Annotated in this window: 15 protein-coding genes and 2 tRNA genes; 10 read left to right on the forward strand and 7 right to left on the reverse strand. The window is 35.8% G+C overall.

Annotated elements, in window-relative coordinates; genetic code table 11:
- Positions 1-40 precede the first annotated feature (40 nt).
- Complete coding sequence (locus THC_RS01850) at positions 41-1237, forward strand: anion transporter (RefSeq protein ID WP_068512559.1); 1197 nt, start codon at positions 41-43, stop codon at positions 1235-1237.
- On the opposite strand, the gene THC_RS01855 is transcribed toward THC_RS01850, so the two are convergent.
- From THC_RS01855 to THC_RS01875, 5 genes are all read right to left on the reverse strand, one after another.
- Positions 1194-2801 (reverse strand): AAA family ATPase, encoded by a 1608-nt coding sequence (locus THC_RS01855; RefSeq protein ID WP_197650979.1) that lies wholly within the window; start codon positions 2799-2801, stop codon positions 1194-1196. The genes THC_RS01850 and THC_RS01855 overlap by 44 nt on opposite strands.
- 631 nt (positions 2802-3432) lie before the next feature.
- Positions 3433-6186 (reverse strand): DEAD/DEAH box helicase family protein, encoded by a 2754-nt coding sequence (locus tag THC_RS01860; protein WP_068512562.1) that lies wholly within the window; start codon positions 6184-6186, stop codon positions 3433-3435.
- 1 nt (position 6187) lies between these two features.
- On the reverse strand, positions 6188-8050 hold the full coding sequence (locus THC_RS01865) for a site-specific DNA-methyltransferase (RefSeq protein WP_068512563.1): 1863 nt from the start codon (positions 8048-8050) through the stop codon (positions 6188-6190).
- Between the two features lie 3 nt (positions 8051-8053).
- Positions 8054-10879, reverse strand: coding sequence for an ATP-dependent helicase (locus tag THC_RS01870; RefSeq protein WP_068512566.1), 2826 nt, complete (start codon positions 10877-10879; stop codon positions 8054-8056).
- Positions 10876-11580 carry a JAB domain-containing protein gene (locus THC_RS01875; RefSeq protein WP_082706234.1) on the reverse strand — a complete coding sequence of 235 codons (705 nt, stop codon included), beginning with the start codon at positions 11578-11580 and terminating at the stop codon, positions 10876-10878. The genes THC_RS01870 and THC_RS01875 overlap by 4 nt, the downstream gene beginning before the upstream one ends.
- Before the next feature lie 580 nt (positions 11581-12160).
- On the opposite strand from THC_RS01875, the gene THC_RS01880 reads away from it, so the two are divergent.
- The 9 genes from THC_RS01880 (at position 12161) to THC_RS01920 (ending at position 17743) form a co-directional block, all read left to right on the forward strand.
- Positions 12161-12234: transfer RNA gene (locus THC_RS01880), tRNA-Met, on the forward strand.
- Between the two features lie 17 nt (positions 12235-12251).
- A tRNA-Cys gene (locus THC_RS01885) sits at positions 12252-12323 on the forward strand.
- Positions 12324-12336: 13 nt separating this feature from the next.
- Positions 12337-12711, forward strand: coding sequence for a 6-carboxytetrahydropterin synthase QueD (queD, locus tag THC_RS01890; protein WP_068512571.1), 375 nt, complete (start codon positions 12337-12339; stop codon positions 12709-12711).
- Positions 12708-13346: a 7-carboxy-7-deazaguanine synthase QueE gene (locus tag THC_RS01895; RefSeq protein ID WP_068512573.1), complete on the forward strand. Its 639-nt coding sequence runs from the start codon at positions 12708-12710 to the stop codon at positions 13344-13346. Before queD ends, THC_RS01895 begins: the two co-directional genes overlap by 4 nt.
- 51 nt (positions 13347-13397) lie before the next feature.
- The gene (locus tag THC_RS09660) at positions 13398-13703 is read left to right on the forward strand and encodes an Rpn family recombination-promoting nuclease/putative transposase (protein ID WP_068512574.1); all 306 of its coding nucleotides are present in this window, start codon (positions 13398-13400) and stop codon (positions 13701-13703) included.
- Positions 13685-14431: an Rpn family recombination-promoting nuclease/putative transposase gene (locus THC_RS01905; RefSeq protein ID WP_269447044.1), complete on the forward strand. Its 747-nt coding sequence runs from the start codon at positions 13685-13687 to the stop codon at positions 14429-14431. The genes THC_RS09660 and THC_RS01905 overlap by 19 nt, the downstream gene beginning before the upstream one ends.
- Before the next feature lie 228 nt (positions 14432-14659).
- A complete protein-coding gene (locus THC_RS01910) occupies positions 14660-15625 on the forward strand; it encodes a sigma-70 family RNA polymerase sigma factor (RefSeq protein ID WP_068512580.1) in 966 nt (321 codons plus the stop codon).
- A gap of 16 nt (positions 15626-15641) precedes the next feature.
- Positions 15642-17174, forward strand: coding sequence for a tetratricopeptide repeat protein (locus THC_RS01915; protein ID WP_167344309.1), 1533 nt, complete (start codon positions 15642-15644; stop codon positions 17172-17174).
- Positions 17165-17743, forward strand: coding sequence for a hypothetical protein (locus THC_RS01920; protein WP_068512585.1), 579 nt, complete (start codon positions 17165-17167; stop codon positions 17741-17743). The genes THC_RS01915 and THC_RS01920 overlap by 10 nt, the downstream gene beginning before the upstream one ends.
- On the opposite strand, the gene THC_RS01925 is transcribed toward THC_RS01920, so the two are convergent.
- Together THC_RS01925 and THC_RS01930 are read right to left on the reverse strand one after the other, a co-directional pair.
- Positions 17732-18952: a hemolysin family protein gene (locus THC_RS01925; RefSeq protein ID WP_068512588.1), complete on the reverse strand. Its 1221-nt coding sequence runs from the start codon at positions 18950-18952 to the stop codon at positions 17732-17734. The genes THC_RS01920 and THC_RS01925 overlap by 12 nt on opposite strands.
- A complete protein-coding gene (locus tag THC_RS01930) occupies positions 18945-20207 on the reverse strand; it encodes a hemolysin family protein (RefSeq protein ID WP_148638802.1) in 1263 nt (420 codons plus the stop codon). Before THC_RS01930 ends, THC_RS01925 begins: the two co-directional genes overlap by 8 nt.

Below are 20207 nucleotides of genomic sequence, written 5' to 3' on the forward strand. Positions count from 1 at the left end.
GGCTAAATTTAGAGACATTTTTGAATTAATGTGATAAAAGATGGAGATAAAAGACCTTCTTGCCAGCCTTGTCATACTCTTGACCTATGTAGGTCTTACCTTAGGGCATCTTCCTTTTTTTCGCATGAACAGGGCAGGAATAATTTTGGTTGGGGTTACAATTCTTTCTTTAATGGGGATTATTAATTTAAAGGAGGCCTGGCAATCAATTGATGCCCAAACTCTGGTTTTTTTATTTGGCATAATGATTCTTAATGCCCATCTTGGTTATGCAGGGTTTTTTGGTTTTTCCATGCAGGCCCTTTTAAGGTATGCCAGATCCCCCTTAGCTCTGCTCTGCATTATCAGTTTCTCAAGTGGTCTTCTATCTGCCTTTTTTCTCAATGATACAATGGCCCTTATGTTAACTCCTCTTGTTTATGGTGTGGTAAAGGCTCTTAAATTAAATCCCAATCCCTATCTTCTTGCCCTTATGTTTTCCGTTAATACAGGGAGTCTCATGACTCCTACTGGGAACCCTCAAAATATTCTCATAGCCAGTATCTCCGGCTTAAGTTTTGTTACCTTTATTAAAAACCTATGGATAGTTTCACTCTTTGGACTTCTTTTACAGATTCTTATTCTTACATTTATTTATCCTGAGGTGCGTTCTTTAAAGCCCTTACCACCTTTAGAGATGACCTTTAGAGTTCATAAGGGACTCCTGAGAAAGGGAATTATGGTTACTTCAGGTCTTTTTTTAGCCTTTCTTGCTGGTCTACCCATGGCAGAGAGCGCCTTCATAGCTTGCGGGCTTTTACTTTTTACTCGAAGATTGCGTTCTGAGAGATACTTTAGCAAAATTGACTGGGAACTCCTTATTCTTTTTGCCGGACTTTTTATTTTAACCTTTACCACGCAAAAGTTGGGGTTACACAAACCACTCTTAGTTTTTACCCAGAGTTCTTATGGCCTTCTCTTTCTTACTGTAATTCTTTCCTTGCTTATCTCCAATGTGCCAGCAGTATTAATTCTTTCGCCTTATGTAACCACTTCAAAGGATTGGTTACTTCTTGCTGGAGGAAGTACCCTTGCAGGTAATCTAACCCTTCTTGCCAGTGTAGCCAATTTGATTGTAGCAGAACTATTAGAAAAGGGAGGACATACTTTAAGTTTTTGGGAACATTTAAAAATAGGTCTCCCTTTAACTCTTCTTAATTTGCTTTTCCTGTATCTATGGCTATATCTACTTCCTTAATCTCAAGGATTTTTTCCACATTAAAAGTGCGAGGTTCTCCACGGAGACAGCAAAAGGCCTTTAGAGCAAGAAAGGGTTTCCCCCGAAATTTTTCTTCTGAGACCTCCATAGGAAGAATTCTCCGTCTGCTTTTCTCATCACTACTTTTAAGATAAATTATCTCAAGCTCTTTTTTTTCTTGACAGGCCCTTTTGAGAAGTTTAATTTTTTCTTCAAGGGGAAGACTCTTTTTAGCTAAGGCATATTGAAAGGTAGTTAAAAATTTAATAACCCCTCGGTCAAGTCTGATATGGCCCTTTTTAACCGGGCTTTTTAGCACTATGCCATCAAGGGAGGTGCAACGGGAGAGGGCAACATAGAGCTGACCATGGGCAAAGGTCCCCTTCTCAAGATCAATGATTACTCTTTCAAAGGTAAGGCCTTGACTTTTATGAATAGTTATTGCCCAGGCAAGTTTTAAAGGAAACTGAACAAAGGAGCCAATAGTTTTTGTCTTCACTATTCCCTCATTTTTGTCAAAATAGTGCTCATAGACCTCCCATTTAAAGGGAATTACCTCAACTATCTTTCCCCGTCTCAATTCAACCACTATGGTTTCATCCTCAGGCAGGATTTCAATAACTTTACCTACATCTCCATTTACCCAGTCACCTTCTGGATGATTATTGAGAAGCATGACCTGAGCAGATTCTTTAATCTTCAAAATAAGGGGAGCAGGAAGATCATCAACCTCAAGTCTTCCCCTTAAGGAACCCTCGAATTCAAAGAGGGGCTTTTTTATGTTTTCTAATTGCGAAAGGTTTATCTCTTCAGCTCGAGCATTGGTTGTTGTAAGGTTGATATAAAATTCATTCGTTGGGGGTTCAAATTGAGGATTGACCCTTTCGTTTAAAATTGAGAGCACATCCTCTTCTGCAGTCCCATTCCGGATACGATTAAGTATCTCAATGAACAAGGCATCTCTTTGGCGATAGATCTTTTCAAATTCTACAAATTCAAAGGGATTCTCTTTAAAGGCCCTGGCACTAAAGAAAAAGGGAGTCTCATAGAGATATTTAAAGATTTCTTTTTCTCCTGAAGTTACCACCGGGGGAAGCTGATAAAGGTCTCCTATAAGAATGATTTGAACACCTCCAAAGGGTTGTCCTTTCTTAGGGCCCCATTTTCTTAAAAAGGTCTCCACGCAGTCAAAGAGATCAGCCCTTACCATGGAGATTTCATCAATAATAAGGGTTTGAATATGTTTATAAAGATCCTTATAGTCCTCCTTGGGCCCTAATTTCATTACCTTTTCCAGAGTGATGTCAGGTTTGAAACCAAAAAAGGAGTGAATGGTTTGCCCCTCAATGTTTAAAGCTGAAACCCCAGTAGGAGCAAGCACTACTAAGTTTTTTTTGAGATTATCTCTTATAAATCTCAAAAAGGTGGATTTGCCAGTTCCAGCACGGCCGGTAATGAGCAAGTTTTTAGAAGTTTTTGAAATTATAGCCCAGGCCTTTTCAAACTCAGGATTAAAATCAATTTTTTTCAAACTTAAGGTTAAATCTGTCTTTCTCCCTGGCAAGTAGAAACCTCAACTAAAAACTATCTTAAATTTACTGCTATATTCTTTTTTATCAAGAATTTCTATAAGTCCCTATCTTTTGAGACTTTATTTTTTTAGGGCTGTAGCGCACAATCAGATATTCTTATTTTTTAGCCTTTGAGGTTTTTCTCTACTTTGGATGCTCAGAAAGAGAAAGTGTCCCTTAAGTTACATATATCTTTTTCGAGGATTACATAGTGTCAACTTTCTTGTGTATAAAATTCTTTTTCATTTGTAATAATTTTAATCTCTCCACTCCCATATCTTGCCCTCTTCTTCTCCTTTAGTTTCTCTATATCCTCTCAAAATTTTTATCCTCCTAATCCCATACTTCTCGTTCTTCACCTCCACTACTAAATAAACAATCTTGTCAACAGGACCTAAGATATTTTCAAGTATTTCGTATAATATAGTTTTAAGGATTTCATAGAGCTTCTATTTACTAAAATTTCTTTAAATTCAACCCAATTTTCTGCCTTAATTTTAATTCTCCCCCATCTATACCCAAAATTTCTAATACTACTGACTTCCAAGTTTTATATTATTCTTAATGATATACAGTTCTAAATAGCCTCTTTTTATCCATTAAATATTTGTTTAGTTGGGCTTTTTAAAAAGATTTATTCATGAGGGAAGTTAGTTCAGCAAAAGTTTTGGGGATTCTTGATTCGTTAAAATCTTTTTGCATCACTTTTAAATATTTCCATTCTTGTCCTGTTTGAGTTGTTATATCCATGCACCATTTTTTAATTGCTTCATCTTTTTTGTCAGTGTCTTCATATTCTTTACCTTTTGTTTCAATAATCCAGAAAACTTTTTTACTGCCAACTTTTTGCACAGCAACGAAATCGGGATAATAAAATCTTATTGCTCCTTTTGAACTCAAATAGTCAATAGAGAATTTATCAGCAAGGGCAGAAAATTTTTCTATGTCGTTAGCATTATCAAGAAAATTAGCAAACTTTTCCTCAAAATTATTATAAACCGCAACAAAGTTGAATACTGTCTTTTTGCATCTTAAATGTTTCCTTCTCCAAATAAAAGGCTCGATAGACGATAGCTTAAAAGAACCCAATTTTATCACTTCTTTTTTTGTCTCAACAGAAATTTTGCCTATCTCTTTTGCTAATAAATCAATGACTGCTTCTTGAATTGAAATATCATTCAAGTTTTTCCTTAATTTTTCGTCTTCAATATCTTTTATCTTTGTTTCAAAACATCTTTCAAGGAGGTATCTTTCAACTATGGGGTATAAATTATTAAATTCAGAAGTAAGGCGTGCCCTTTTCATAACCTCCCGAACTATGTCAGAGACAAGTTCTCTACCAGATGGTAGAAATGATACATCTACTGCTACTTGATGAACCTCTGTTTCAGTTACAGGGAACTCCATTCTTAAAAGAATTTTTCTTTCTTCCTCAAGTTTATCCGAGGAATAAAGTGACGGAATTTGTAATGGATCTAAAGTTTCTATTTTTTTATAATTTCTTGAAAACCTAAACTCAGTTCGAGGGATTTCAATATCATAAATCAATCTTGATTTTTCTGGAGCAATTGTTATAGGTAAAGGAGGCGGAGTTTTTGTTGTATTAATCCCAACCCCTTCTTTTTCAAGTTCACGGACAAAATTTTCAAATGCTTCTGTGCCCATTACTTCAAGGGTCTGGGTATGGTCTGGACTTATTCCTCTTATCAACCTCAATCCTCTTCCTACTGCCTGTTCAGGCAAAATCTGTGCTTTAGAAGTAAAGGGTCTTAATCCTAATACTATGGTTACATTTTGCACATCCCAGCCTTCTCTTAACATCAAATTACTTACGATTATTTTGATTTTGTTATCCGGTTCGTCAATTTTTCTTGCCAGTTCTCTTAATTTTGGAAGGTCTTTTTCTGAAATCTTTATTTCCGTCTCTCCTTCTCCTTTTGATTTCACATGAATAACCATTACCTCCTCTTCAGGATTTTTAATAAATTCTTTCAAATCTTTTCTTTTTCTTATTGCTTCAGCGATTTTGTCAGCATACTCATTTTTCTCAGCCATAATAAATAAAACTGGTTTCTTGCCAACCGTTGTATAAACTTCATAGTGTTCCTTCCATCGTTCAATTGCAGCAGTTATCCAGTCCCAATATTTCTGGACTACATTATCTTTTGATATGCTTTCAGGGTCTTTTTTATCAACGCGATGCACTATCAATGGTGATTTGACAATCCTGTCCTCAACCGCTTGAGCAAGAGGATAATCAACTATAATCCAGGGGTAATAGGTTCCTGTTTGTGTCTTAGGTGTAGCTGAAAAGTCAAGCCAGAGATCTATTCCATCAGGTAATGATTTATGGATTGACATAAGTGTTTTATGCCACTGTAATTCTTCATCATGAACATGGTGCGCTTCATCATTTATCACCATCAAACTGCTCAATTTTTTTATCTTATCAATTAAAGTTTCAGGCGATTTTGTTAAGTCCTTTTGAGGTTTCCTGCCAAGAATATCATCCACTATACTTTCAGGTGTCCATTCTTCCCTTCTTGATTCATATAACTGTTGAATATTGTTAACAATGAGATTGCCTGATGGATTTAAAGGTGAATTATCCCCTCGTAATGTAACTTTGATATTCCAGAGTGGTTTCCAGGCGGGAGGAATTAAAGGCAAAGAGTAGAAGATTTTATTATCAGCAAAATCTTTTGCCAATCTTTCATATACAATTACATTTGGAGCAATAATTAAGAAATTATCAGGATAACGAGAGTCCTTTTCTCTGAGTCTATTAAAATAAGACCAGACAATAATTAAAGCCATAGCAATAGTTTTCCCGGAGCCCGTTGCCATTTTAAATGCGTATCTTAAAAGTCCTTTCTCAGGAAGGTCTTGCTCTCCTTTCTGTTCAAGCTCTGGAAAATACCTGATAAGCTTTCTTCTCCCCTCTGTATCCTCAACAAACTCAACCGCATTACTAAATAAATCCTTCCTGAAATTTTCTGCATAGGTTTCAATTACCGGTTTTAAATCATCATATTTTTTTACTTCAAAGAGATAAATAAGGGTTTCAACTGCCTCTCTTTGACAGAACCAGAACTTGAAAGGTTCAGCGTTAACTTGATGGTCATTGAAAAACCAGAAATAAAGTAGTTCTCTTGTGGTATCAGTTACTTCAGGATAATCGTTATCACGCCACCTATCCACCTCTTCCCTTAGTTTATTTACAAGTAGCATCTTGCTCGGTCTTCTTCCTTCAACTACCTTGTAAGAATTTTCTCCATCTTTAATTAAATGAGAAACAGGCTTTTTGGATGGGTCTCTGTCTTCAATATAAGGAAGTGTCTTGTCGTATTGAACCCAGGTTTTTGGTGCTTTATTCATGTTATTTCACCTCCACATCAAAAATTTGTGATGTATCAATTCCAAAGATGTCAATAACTTTAACAAAAATTTTGTATTTACCCGGTTTTTCATAAGTATGTGTTGCTTTTAAATTTAGTGCTCTATTTTTCTTTGTCCTGTAAGATGTCCAGCCATTGTGAAAAGTGTCGCTCTTAAAGTCAAAATCAATCGCCCAATAATCAATCCAGTCAGTCCATTTTTTGATCTTGTTCCGAACCTCATCTGGAATTAAATCAGTATGGGGAATAACAAAATCTTTTAGCTCTACTTCTACTTCTCTGCCTTTAGTTTTTATATCAACCTTAAAATAAGCAAGTTCAAAGAATCGGATATCCCCTTTTTTAACTGCCTCTTTGTCTAAAACATCCATTGGTATGATTCTTAGTTTCAGTTTTACACCTTCTTTTTTGGCAATCTCTTCAATGGCATCATTTAATCCCATTTCCCATTCCCAGCCAAGGATATGAAGTTCTTTTCCCCCTTGAGATTTACAATCTTTTATAGCATCAATGCACTCTTGTATGGTAACAGGAGAATCCACTGCACCAACATAGACAAGGGCATTTCCTTTTTTACCGTGTATATGAGTAAAACCTCTAACAGGCTCAGCACCATAAAGTTTTAAGATAAAAGCAAGGTATTCAAATAATGCCTGTTTTTCGTCTTTGTTTGTAAATGTCTTAACTTGCCAGAGTTGACGCTCATATTTGCCAAGATTTAAAATCTCAAAAGGTCTTGCTTTTTTACCGTATTTTTTACCTTCATTTTCTAAATCCTTTGAGTTTTCAATATCAAGAAGCCGTTTCCTTGTTATGTGAATTGCATATCTTGATAAATCGCACCCAATCCATCTTCTTCCAAGTTTCTCTGCAACTGCTAAGGTTGTGCCTGAACCACAGAAGAAGTCAGCAACAAGGTCACCAGGATTGGAAGAGGCAAGAATAATGCGCTTTAATAAGGCTTCAGGTTTTTGGGTGTCAAAACCTACCCTTTCATTAATCATCGCAACACCTGTAGGAATATAAATCCAATCCTCAGGAAACTTACCTTTTTCTGGTAAAGTTATAGTTACTTCCTCTTTTCCATGATGAAAAATTTTCTTTCTACCTTCCATCCTTTTAGATGCCTCACTAAATTCTTGTCTTATTCTATCAGGTTCAAAAATATAATTATCAGATTTTGTATACCACAAGATACAATCATGTCTTCTTGCTAAAACTTTTATGCCAGGAGAAGTTGCACCACTATAACACCACACTATCTCATTTCTAAAATTCTCATACCCAAAAATCTCATCCATCATCACCTTTACATAATGTCCAACACGCCAGTCAAGATGCACATAGATTGAGCCATTTTCAGCAAGTAGTTCTTTCATCAAAACAAGTCGTTCATACATCATCTGTAAGTATGAATCAAGTCCCTTCCCCCAGGTATCCCTGTATGCCTTTTCCTCAATGATTGAGTGTTCTTTTGTAATTTCCTCTGCTTCTTCTCCAACCTGAATCCTGAATTTAAAGTCAGCACCAGTTGCAAATGGTGGGTCAATGTAGATTAGATTTATCTTTCCAGCAAATTTTTCAAGAAGTGAAGACATAATAAGTTTGTTATCTCCCCAAATGAGTTTATTACGCCACCCTTCCTCAAAAGTATTTCCTTCATCGCTTTCCCAATAGTCAAAAAGAGTTCCTTGCCCCACTTCTTTTCCTGTCCTCGGCTTGTTTATAACCTCAACAATCTGAAATGGATAAGGACCTGGCCTTTCAACTGGATTCAGTTTCCCCTCTTCATCATATTTTCCAAGCCAGACAAGTTCAGTTTTGTTGATATTGATTTTAGGCATAATTTATACCTCCTCAAGTTCCTTTGTTTTGAATTTAATTATGCCGTTTTGCGAACAATAAAATCTAAAATCACACTCCTTACAAACTTTTTCAGTATCAGGTGGAATATTGACTCTAAAATTTTCTGATTTAATTTTTTTAACCACTTCATCAAAATAATTCCACGCTGCTTCTATATCTTTCTCTGAATACTTCATTTCCATCAAGGCATCCTTTCTTTTTTCTTCCGATGTCCAGTAGATATATATTTTTTCTACTGGCTTATTATATCTTTCTTTTAAAATATACGCATATAAACAAAGTTGTTTAAAGTATTTGTCAATAAGTTCAGGATTTTTCTCTTGTTTCGGCTGTGTTTTGAAATCAAGTATTTCAAATTTTCCATCCTTTGACATTAAAAGATCTATTTTGCCTGTAATTATATAATCTTCTTTCTCAACCGAGACCTCCACTTCCGTTTCAGAAATCCTTTCAAGAATATCCTGGTTTTGATTGAAGTAATTTATCACCTGTTTTAAGGCTACCTCTTTTTGTGTCTTTGAAATAGGTCTTAATCCTGAAAGGAGCAGGGCTTTATAATTTTGCTCAAACCAGTTTTCTATATCCTGGGTTGTAAAACTTTTTCTATCAAGAACCGCACGATGGATGTCTTCTATTGTATGGTGAACCAAACTTCCAAACAAAACCTGGGCAGAACGAGAAGGCTGAAACTCATATTCTTTATAAAAAAGATACTGTTGGGGACAGGTCTCATAAACATTAATGTTTGAAAGAGAATACGATTTTTTAGGAACAAATTGAGGTTTTGACTGAAATTTTTGCACCTGTAATGTTTCTTTTTCCACATAAGGGTACTGATCAAGCCCTTCCCAGATAGTAGAAAACCAATCCTGAGGTTTTTCTGGTGTGGTTAAGACGAGCAATTTTTGTGCCCTGGAAAAAGCAACATAATAATGTCTTAATCTGTCAAACTTAGTCATCTGTTCTTCAGTTTCAAAAGTTCCTCTCTTAGAGAATGGAAGAAGGTCGCGGTCCACCTGCTTTTGAACAGCAAATTTTTTATGGAGCGAACCTACAAGAACTACTGGAAACTCTAACCCTTTTGCCTGATGAATTGTCATAATCTGGACAAACCCCTTGGGTATAGGATTGTATGGGTCTTCATATTCATCAATTCCTGTTTGCATTAGAAAATTTAGAAAACTGCCAAAGAGATAATTTTTAATAAATTCTTTATTCTTAGCTGTTACCAGTGAAATATCGTAATAATCCATAAACACTGAGAGAAGCTTTGAAAAAATAGAAAGATTATATGCTTTGTTTTTATCTTTAAGAAACGCAGAAAAAGGTTGATATGCAAGGAGCTGATAAAAGTAATCAAGTATTGTCAGGTCAAGGGAACCTGTTTTTAAATTTTCTATCTGTCTTACCTTTCTCCGCAAGTAATCCTTGAGTGCCTGGTTTATGTTTTTGGGTAATAATTTTATTGACTCTTCAATGTATTCCCTGTGAGGGTATTCTTTAAGTATATCTCCATAAAACCCAAAAATGATTGAATAACAAGCAATGAGTAATTTAACTTCTGTATTTTCAAAATACTTCTTTGCCCGTGGAGAAAAATAAGGGATGTTATCGTCTTTTAATGCATTAATGTAGTGTGAACTGTGTTCAGACTTAACACTTTTTAAAAGAATTGAAACATCACTCCAATCTTCAATAATCTTTTTGTTTTTTAAAAATTTTATAAGTTGAACAACTCTCTTTGCTTCGTCCTTTTCGTCTCTTCCCCAGATACAAAAAACAGCCGGATATTCGGGAAATTCTGCAGAAGGGTCAGGTTTTATTTCCTTTGGATATCTAAATCCGTTCCAGTCAATTGAAGTTATAAATTTATTATATTTTTCAATTATCTTTTTATGCGACCTGTAATTGATTGTCAATTTTATCTGTTTACAATTTTTAAAGTGTTTAGGAAATTCTAAAATGTTTCTTACCGTTGCTCCTCTGAAACGGTATAAAGATTGGTCTTCATCTCCAACCACACATATATTATTTTCAGGACTTGCAAGTTTAAGTAGAATCTGCTCCTGAATATAATTTGTGTCCTGATACTCATCTACCATTATGTATCTTATTTTTGATTTTATCTTTCGATAAACCTTTTCATTACATAGTAACTCATAAAAGATTTTTAGAAGATGGGCAAAATCCACCCTGTTGGTCTCAAATAATTTTTGGCAATATGCTTTATAACAACCTGCAAGAGCCATTAGAAATTCATCATTAGAGTCTTCTAATTTAGAAATATCTATCATTTCCTCTGTTATTTTATTTAGATATGGAACCACTTCTTTAATTGCCCTCCATTTTTTAGCCCATTTGCCTAAAAACTTTCCGTCCCTTTTAATCATTACTTCATCAAAATTTTCATAAATAAAAAATATCTGCGTTAACTCCTCTAATACTGAATATCCTCTTTTAAGAGGAGTATAAGAAAGGAACTTCATAATATACTCATTACATAAACTATGGATAGTTCCCATCTTTATAAGATGGAGTTGCCCCTGATAATTAATTTTTCGTGCAAGTTGGCTTATTCTGTCTCTCAATTCATAAGCAGCCTTTTCAGTAAAGGTCGTAAGTATAATTTCATCTGGTTGAGCCTTTTCAGAGATAAGAAGATACAGGGTTCTTGCAACAAGGGTAAGTGTCTTACCTGTTCCAGGACCTGCAATAATAAGAAGAGGTCCATCGGTTGTAGTAATTGCCTCAATCTGGTCATCATTTAAAGAAGGAATAATCTCTTTTATTTTATCAATTGCATTCATAACAGCTTTTCTTTTTTAAAACTTAAATAGCCATTAGCAGTAACAATAAGATGATCATAAAGCAAAAGACCTACTGATTTAGCTGCTATCTCAATAACCTTTGTTAAATTTTTGTCATATTCTGAAGGTTCTAACTTACCATTTGGATGATTATGGGCAAGAATTATTGCATAGGATTTCCTCTTTAGCGCCTCTTCAATTATTGCCCTTGGATAAACAACCGTCTTATCAATAGTTCCTGAAAAATAAAATTCTTTCGCAGGAAAATCTTTCTCTTGCTGTATTTTTAATCCACTATCCAAATAAATTACTAAAAATTCTTCCTCCATTTTATGCCCAATCCTTTCAATACAATATTTTGCAATCGCATCTATAGATTCAAAAACTGGTTTTTCTAAAGCTTTTTGCTTGTTATAAATGATATTAATTTCTCTTATAAGTTTTATTAAAGTAATAAATTTATCTTTTATATATCTAACAGATTTTAATTCTTCCTCTTTTGCATCAAAAATACCTTTTATAGAACCAAATTTATTAAGAAGCTCTTTTGCTATTGGTTTAACATCTTTTTGGGGAAGAACATAAGTTAAAAGCAATTCAACTATTTCATATTCTTGTAATCCCTCAGAACCAAACTGCATCAACCTCTTTCTCAACCTTTCTCTATGCCCCAAATAATGTTTCTCGGTATTATATTTCATATTTTTTTGATACTTTCATCTTTAAATTTACCCTACCCAATGATTCAGCATCAATTTTTTCCCTTAGGAATTGTAAAAAATTAGAAGAAAATTTACCTCATAAGGCAAATTTACCTCCTTTTTGATCTGACCTGATTTATTATCATTTAACATCAGACAATAGTATATAAATAAAAAAAACAAAAAGGCAAGTTCATTTTTTAATAATTTTTTATGGTGGCTATGGGGGCTTTCGGAAAAGAGTGTAAGCCAGGATATTCAAGGACAAAAATATTTAAGAAGCCATCTTTCAACAGGATAATACAGCCCTCCATGGGTGTGCCCTGAAAGCATAAGATCAAAAAGCCTAAGAGGTAAATCCCATTTAACATTTACCTTTAACTTTTTATGTCTTTTAATTTTGGAGTTTAGGAAAGTTTATCTGAGTTCATTATTATGCCAGAACCCGCAGATTTTTGTCCTTTCTTTGCAGAGGGAAATAGGTATGAGAAAAAATCCTCTTGAGTCTCAAAGGATATGGAACGCAACCAACCTCTTGACAAGGGGCCAGATAGTGATTTATAATATAAAATTAAATTTAGGCGACGTAGCTCAACGGGTTAGAGCATGTGGCTCATATCCACAGGGCTGGGGGTTCGAGTCCCTCCGTCGCCACTTATTTTGAAACTTATGGCGGCGTAGCCAAGCGGTAAGGCGACGGCCTGCAAAGCCGTGAATCCGGGGTTCGAATCCCCGCGCCGCCTCATAATTTAATATATGTATAGGCTCAAAGTTCAGGATCACTTCTCCTCAGCTCATTACTTAAGAAATTATCAAGGGGCCTGTGAAAACCTTCATGGGCATAACTGGAAAGTTGAGCTTGTTGTTGAGGGAGAAAAACTTAATGAAATTGATATCCTTCTTGATTTTAAGGATATTAAAAAAATTCTAAAAGAGGTCCTTTCTGAGCTTGATCATCGCTTAATTAATGAACTTCCCTATTTTCAGGAAAAGAATCCTTCATCTGAAAATATCGCCCGTTATATCTTTGATAGGGTAAAAGATAAATTAAAAGTCTTTGAAGGGGTGAGAGTAAAAGAGGTTACAGTCTTTGAAACGGAAAAGGCTTCTGCTACCTATCTGGAAGAGTGAACCTTAAGGTTTCTGAGATCTTTTTTTCAATTCAGGGAGAAGGCCCCTGGGTGGGGTTTCCAACCTTTTTTGTAAGACTATACGGATGTAATCTTGCTTGTAAGTGGTGCGATACCCCTTATGCCAGAGAGGGGCAAGATTACAAAGAAATGAAACCAGAGGAGATTATCGCCTTCTGGAAAAAAAATTATCCAGAAATTCCTTATGTTACTCTTACAGGAGGAGAGCCTCTTCTCCAGGATGAAATCTATATTCTTATAGATGAATTCTTGCAAAAGGGAGCCAGAGTTCTTCTTGAGACCAATGGGGCTCTTAGTATCGAAAATGTCCCAGAGGAGGTCTTAGTCGTTATGGACTTAAAAACTCCCTCTTCAGGAATGGAAAATTTCAATCTTTATAAGAATATTTACTTTCTAAGTGAGAAAGATGCCTTAAAATTTGTAATCAAGGATGAGGCTGATTTTGATTGGAGTCTGAAAATAATTGAAGAGTTTAATCTTCTCTCTAAGGTAACATGTTTTTTTTCTCCCTGTGCCCCATTTATGTCCCCAAAAAAGCTTGCAGATCTTATTTTAAAAACCAAAAAGCCTCTGCGCCTTCAGATTCAGCTTCATAAATTTCTTAATTTAAAATAAAGCCCTTTGAAAATTTCTTGAATTTCCCCTAAATTCTGGCAAAATACCTCTATGTCAAAGAAGAAACCTCCTATTCCCTATGACCTCTTTGCCAAGGCCTTCCTCAAAGATCCTGAAAACTTAAAAGGCTTCCTCTCAACCTTCCTCCCTGAGCATATTAAAACTCATCTTGACTTTGACTCCCTTAAAATTATCCCTGAAGAGCAAGTCTCTCTCTCAAGAAAAAAGAGAGAAATCCCGGACCTTGTTGCTGAGGTTAATCTTCTTAGTGAAGGGAATCTTCAACCAAAGCCCATCTCTACATCCTTATTGAGCACAAAAGTGCACCTGATAAAAGAATTTACCTTCAGATTTTAAATTACATAACGGCATTAAATGAGAGGTCTTTCAAGGAGGGGAAGGGGTATGTGCCTGTTTTACCCCTTGTGTTTTATGAAGGGAATAAGCCCTGGGGGTATCCTGAAAGGATAGAGGAGATATTTTCAGTGCCAGAGGGGTTAAAGGGAGAACTTTTTAAGGTTCATGTGGTAGATTTAAAGAGGGTAGAGGATGAGAAGATATTGAGGATATTTGATATTTTAGCAGGGCTTGGGTGTTATCTTTATTTAATAAAGGCGGAAGCACTGGAATTTGATGAGATAATTGAAGTTATTACAAGGGCGATAGAGAGATTAGTAGCAATAGGGGAGAAGGGGAGGTGGGAGATAGGGTTTTTGATAGAGATAGCAGTAATAAAGAGTGGGGTTGACGAGGAGATAATCTGGTTTAATATATTAGATAGGTGTGGAGAAGAGGGGGTAAAGATGGAGTTAAAGAGCTTTTGGGATAGAGTAGGAGAGAAGTTTTATAAGCAGGGAATTGAGCAGGGAATTAAGCAAGGAATTGAGCAGGGGAAATATCAGGGGTTAATTGAGGAGGCAAGGGAGCTTGTGCTTGAGGCCATAGAGGTGAAGCTTGGGTATGTGCCTGAGGAAGTGAGGGAGAGGGTAGTAAGGGAGGAGGATAGAGGAGTTCTCAAGGAGTGGCATAGAAAAATAATTCTTGCAAAGAGCTCTGAAGATATCTTTAAACTCTTTGAAAGTTGATAAATTCATAAATTTTTTTTCTTTTTGTGTTTGGTATAAGTTTAAATAAAAATTGGTATGGATTTAAGATCTTGAACCCCTCCTTTATAAAATTCTTTTAAAGAGCTTTTACTCAAGTCAATAAGTATTTTAAAATGGCAAAATTCAAGCAATACTCCAGCCCTATATATGGACGCATACAAGTTAAAATTGAAAAAAAATTAAAAACTGCTAAAATGATTTAAAATTATGAGTGACGAAAGAGTTGAGGAAGGCATCTTAGAAAAACTTGAAGAGCTAAGCTCAATTGCTCTTATTGATGCAGTTGAGGAGGAAACCAAGCTCCCAGCTAAATTTGATCCTCTGCAGAGATATCTTCAGGAGATCTCAAGGTATCCTGTATTATCAAGAGACGAGGAGGAGGCAGTAGCTAAGGCCTATTATGAGACCAAAGATCCAAGGCTGGCTTATAAACTTGTGGTTTCCAATTTAAGATTGGTAGCTAAAATTGCCCTTGAGTTTCAGAAATTCTGGGCTTATAATTTTCTTGACCTTATTCAGGAGGGTAATCTCGGTCTCCTTCAGGCTGTGAAAAAATTTGATCCCTACAAAGGGGTGAAATTTTCTTATTATGCTTCCTTCTGGATTAAGGCTTACATACTGAAATATATAATGGATAATTGGAAACTGGTAAAAATGGGGACTACTCAGGCCCAGAGGAAACTTTTTTACAAACTTCGCAAAGAAAAAGAAAGGCTTTCAGCTCTTGGTTTTGAACCAACTGCTAAAGAGATTGCCAAAAGCCTTGGAGTCAAGGAAAAGGAAGTAGAAGAGATGGAAATGCGCATGTATTCGCAGGATCTGAGTCTTGAGGCCCCAGTAAGCTATGATTCTGAAGAGACCTTTGGAGACTTTCTTAAAGATGCCCGACCAGGTCCAGAAGATACCTACGCCCGCGAGGAGATATTGAATAATTTCAGAAGGCTTCTTAAAGACTTTGCTCAAGAATTAACTGGAAAGGATTACATTATCTTTTATGACCGACTTTTAGCTGAAGAACCTAAAACCTTAAATGAACTTTCCCAGAAGCTTGGTATCTCCAAGGAAAGAGTAAGACAGATTGAAGAAAAGATTATAAAGAGATTAAGAAAATTTTTACAGGAGAGATTGCCGGATGCGACCCTCTATCCTCAAGCCCTACCTTATAAAGAATAAGTTATTTTTTTGTATTGTGCTTTTCCTATCCTTAATTTTTGCAAAGCCCCTTCTTTCAGCCTCACCAAACTTTGAGAGGGCTTACTATTATTTTCTTATGTCTCAGTTGTTCACTGATAATGCAACGGATGTGGAAAAAAATCTTAAAAAGGCCCTTGAGCTCTCTAAGGATTCCTTCTTTTTAAGAAAGATGCTTTTTTCATTCTATCTCCAGAACAATAAATTAGAAGAGGCGGAAAAGATTGGGGAGAATCTCTATAAAAAATATCCCTATGATAGGGATCTGGTTTTTCTTATGAGTAAACTTTATTTACAACAGGAAAGGCCTAATCGGGCTATGGGAGTCCTTGAGAAATATATGGAGAAAAATCCAAGGGATGATGAGATTTTGAGTTTTCTTATCTCTCTTTATCTTCAGCAAAAGGAGTGGGATTTAGCCTTAGCCAAACTGGATGCCCTGAGTAAAAGACATCCTGATGCCTATGCCATCTGGCTCTTTAAAGCTCGTATTTATAGAGAGAAAAAAGATCAGGTATCTGCTAAAAATGCCTATTTAAAAGCCCTTGAGCTTGCACCTTCCAATAAAGCTCTGCTTGTTGAAACCTTGAGATATCTTGAAAGTATCTCAAGTTTTGAAGATATTGAGAAAATCTTGCAGGATTATCTGGTTAAGAATCCCGAGGATAAAGATTTTTTAAGGCTCCTTCTTGGATATTATCTGGAACAAAAGTCCTGGGAAAAGTCAGAAAAACTTCTAAAGGAATATCTGGAAAAAAATAAGGATCAGCCTGAATTTCTCTTTTATCTTGGTTTGACATTGGAATACAAAAATAAATTAGAGGAGGCCTTAAAGATTTACGCAGAGATCCCTGTAGGATCTCCTTGGCATTTAGAGGCCCAAAAAAGAAGCTTTGAACTTTTTAAGAAGCAGGATTTAAAATTAGCTAAAAAATTTTTAGATGATCTTAAAGCCAAGGGCCTTGATGAAAAAAGTTATCTTCTATTTTTAGCTCATGCTTATGAGGATATTGATGAATGCGAAGTAGGGGCTGAGATAGCCTTGGAGGGCCTTAAGAAATATCAAGAGGACCCTGATCTCTCCCTTGCTCTGGCCTCAAATTATGCCTGTTTAGAGGATTATCAAAAGGTGCTTGAGGTTGTCTCTCCACTTTTGAAAAAGTTACCTGAAGATGCCTATATCTTAAATTTTGTTGGTTATAGCCTGGTTGAGCTTGGGCGTGAATTTGAAAAGGCTGAAGAGCTTCTTCTTAAAGCAGAAAAAATCAAACCCAATGATCCCTATATTGAGGATAGCCTTGGCTGGCTCTATTTTAAAAAAGATGATTTAGAAAAAGCTAAGGCCTATCTGGAAAAGGCCTTTAAAAATGCCAAAACAGATGAACCTGTTATCTGGGAACATTTAGGTGACCTATACCTCAAGTTACAAAAGAAGAAAGAGGCCTGTGAGCTATATAAAAAGGCCCTGGAAAAGACCGTTCACAAGAGAGAGAAAAATAGACTTTTAGAAAAGGTTAAGGCATGTCCTTAAAAAGATTTATAATTTTCTTTTTATTTTTTCTTTTAACAAGTTGTGCCTACAAAGAAGTTCAAGTCCCCTCAGTCTATTTAACTCTTGCTACAGAGGGATTTCAGGGGAGAACCCTTAAAGGCAGGGTCTTTTTCCAGGGGGAGTTATTTTTTTTAAATGATAATAATTCAAGTGGTGGATCCTATGGAACCTTTTATACTACAGCGGATGAATTGATCTTAATTTTAACTCCCCCTCTTTCCACAGAGATTTTTATCTATTGGAAAAGAGGAGAAGAAGTGAGGGTTTTAAATACTTCTAAAAAAAAGGTCTATACCATTAAAATAAAAGAATTAAGAGATATTGATTTCCCTTCCTATTTTTTGGGTTTAAAAGAAAGGGAGCGCTCCTTTAAGAAGGGCTTTTTCTCGGGAGAATATCGCTTTTCGGATAAAGATCTACAGGGGACTCTGGAAAGTAATTTACTTAAACTTAACTGGAAGATAAAAGAAATAGCCTTTACAGAAGAGACTTTGCCCCGTCCTGATTGGAAGGACTTTAAAGAAAAGGATATTAAGTTAATCTTTTAATTTAAGAATTACCTCTTCTACTCTCTGAGGAACCGCTCGGTGAATTATAATCTTTAAATTTTTATAATTTATGATTTCTCCCCTTTCAGGAATCCTTTTTAAGATGTGATAAATAAAGCCATTTAGGGTTTCATAATCTCCTGAAGGAATGGGTAGGCCCAATTCCTGAAGCTTTTCAATCTCTATCCAGCCTTTTACCAAAAATTCCTCTGGAGAGAGTCTTTTTAATTCAGGCTCGTGATAGTCTAAGGCATCTCTAAATTCCCCCAGCACCTCCTCAACAAGGTCTTCTATAGTAAGTATTCCAGTAACTAAGCCATACTCATCTACAACAATGCTTATTTCCTGAGCACCTTCCTGCATCATCTTTAAAGCCTGATGGGCAGGGATAAGTTCAGGTATAAAAAGAGGAGCTCTTGCTAAGCGGATGAGGGGAATCTTTTTTTCTGTAAGAACTTTCCCCAGAATGTCCTGAACCCTTAAGATATACTTTATCTTGGATGGATCTCCCTCATAGAGAGGAATATAGGAAAAATTATATTTACTTGTAAATTCAAGGGCCTCCTCTAAGGTTGCATCAAGGGGTAGGGCTTTGACCTTGGGAAGGGGAATCATAACTTGAACCACTTTTTTTCTTCCAAATTCAAGAATACTCTGCATGAGTCTTTTTTCCATAAGATCAATTTCCCTTTCATAACTTATCATGGTGAGAAAGACCTCTCTGAATCTGGTCAAAAAATAGGGGCGATTGTGGTCTTCATTTTTTAAAAAAAGGCCCAAAAATCTTTGATTGAGAAAGTAAATTGGATAAAAAAGATAAGAAATAAAGTAAAGCGGTGGAGCCAGATACAATACCAGAGGATAGGCTAACTTTTTACCAATACTCTTAGGCAGGATCTGTCCAAAGAGAAGGATAAAAAAGGGTAATACAAAGGAACTTAAAAATATTCCCCAGCCCTTAAAGACACGGATTAATAAATAAGAGGTAAAAATACCGTTACCGGCAATACTCAGGGTAATGCCAAGTGTAGTTGTGGTAAAAAGCCTTTCTGGATCCTGCCAGAACCTCAGACATATCCGTGCAGAGCGATTCTTAGCGCTAATTCGTTCTATGAGCATTTTTTCAGCAGAGACAAAGGAGATCTCACTTAAGGCAAAAAAGGCCTCTAAAAAACTGAAAACTGCTAAAGATATAAGGGCCTCAAACATTTCTTTTTCTTACAGCCTCAACAAAGAGAATTTTTCTACCTCTAATTTTTTGAATTATAAATTCCCAGTTTTTATAAGATGCCCTTTCTCCTTCCTTAGGAATCCCCTTAAAAAGCGCAAGAATAAAGCCATTTACAGTTTTCAAATCTTCAAATTCTTCATCTAATATTAAATTTAATTCTTCCTTTACTTCATCCAAAAGAGCCCGACCCGAAAGCAGGTATCTGTCTTCCGAGAGTTTTTGAAGGCTTTGAACAGGTTTCTCTTTTTCACTGAGAATTTCCCCAAAAAGCTCTTCCAGAATGTCCTCAAGGCTAATTAGGCCCTTGAGAGTCCCATATTCATCTACAACAAGGGCAATTTTTTGATGTCTCTTCTGAAATTCAAAGAGCAGATCCCTTACCTTAAAATTTTCTGGAATAAAATAGGCAGGCCTGACAAGTTCAGAAAGGTATTTGGTTTCAAAAGAAGAGGGCTTGAAAGTTTTAAGGATATCTTTTACATAGAGGATTCCAATTACCTCGTCCAAAGATTCTTTATAGATAGGAAATTTGTTATATGGATAGATTCTTAGTTTTTCCATAAATTCTATAGTTAAGGGTTGATCCTTAAAGGCTATGATCTCAGATCTCGGGGTCATAATGGCTGAAACAGGAATCTTCTCTGAGAGAAAGAGCCCATAAATGAATTCTTTTTCGGTCTCGCTGATTTTTTTCTCCTGATAAGCAAGCTCCAAGGAGTGAAGAATAATTTGTTCTACAGGGGTAAAAGTTTCTTTTTCGGTATCCTTTTCCCACTGAGGAATAAATTGTTCTATTAAGAGATAGATTTTATAAATGAGGCCTCTTACAGGGAGTAAGAGTAGATAAAAAAAATAGGTTAAGGGAATGATTTTAAGGACAAGGGTTGCTCTTAATCTGAAACCCAGAACTTTTGGAAAAAAGTCAGCCAACCAGAAACTAATAAGGGCATATATGAAAAAGGCTGGTGTGCGGATTTCTTCTGAAAAAAGGAGAGTAATAGCTCCAGCAAAGGAGAAACTTGCAAAATAATCAGCCAGTTCGTTTCCTGAAAGGAGGGCAAAGAGAAGCTGATCTGGATTCTGAAGCATTTTTAAATACCTTTCCTTCAACCCTAAGCTTTGAAGACTTGCAAGATCCATTCTTGAAAGAGAAAATATACTTGCCTCACTTGCAGAAAGGAGCATAGAAAAAAGTAAACCCAAAAGGGCTAAGAAAAGATAAATTTCTGCCAT

The sequence above is a fragment of the Caldimicrobium thiodismutans genome, assembly GCF_001548275.1.
Taxonomy (GTDB): domain Bacteria; phylum Desulfobacterota; class Thermodesulfobacteria; order Thermodesulfobacteriales; family Thermodesulfobacteriaceae; genus Caldimicrobium; species Caldimicrobium thiodismutans.

What these genes read in the sequence shown, in the direction of transcription:
- THC_RS01850 (WP_068512559.1), top strand. Translation starts at nt 41, where the DNA reads ATGGAGATAAAAGACCTTCTTGCCAGCCTTGTCATACTCTTGACCTAT.
- THC_RS01860 (WP_068512562.1), bottom strand. Translation starts at nt 6,186, where the DNA reads ATGAATAAAGCACCAAAAACCTGGGTTCAATACGACAAGACACTTCCT.
- THC_RS01865 (WP_068512563.1), bottom strand. Translation starts at nt 8,050, where the DNA reads ATGCCTAAAATCAATATCAACAAAACTGAACTTGTCTGGCTTGGAAAA.
- THC_RS01870 (WP_068512566.1), bottom strand. Translation starts at nt 10,879, where the DNA reads ATGAATGCAATTGATAAAATAAAAGAGATTATTCCTTCTTTAAATGAT.
- THC_RS01875 (WP_082706234.1), bottom strand. Translation starts at nt 11,580, where the DNA reads ATGAAATATAATACCGAGAAACATTATTTGGGGCATAGAGAAAGGTTG.
- queD (WP_068512571.1), top strand. Translation starts at nt 12,337, where the DNA reads ATGTATAGGCTCAAAGTTCAGGATCACTTCTCCTCAGCTCATTACTTA.
- THC_RS09660 (WP_068512574.1), top strand. Translation starts at nt 13,398, where the DNA reads ATGTCAAAGAAGAAACCTCCTATTCCCTATGACCTCTTTGCCAAGGCC.
- THC_RS01910 (WP_068512580.1), top strand. Translation starts at nt 14,660, where the DNA reads ATGAGTGACGAAAGAGTTGAGGAAGGCATCTTAGAAAAACTTGAAGAG.
- THC_RS01920 (WP_068512585.1), top strand. Translation starts at nt 17,165, where the DNA reads ATGTCCTTAAAAAGATTTATAATTTTCTTTTTATTTTTTCTTTTAACA.
- THC_RS01925 (WP_068512588.1), bottom strand. Translation starts at nt 18,952, where the DNA reads ATGTTTGAGGCCCTTATATCTTTAGCAGTTTTCAGTTTTTTAGAGGCC.
- THC_RS01930 (WP_148638802.1), bottom strand. Translation starts at nt 20,207, where the DNA reads ATGGCAGAAATTTATCTTTTCTTAGCCCTTTTGGGTTTACTTTTTTCT.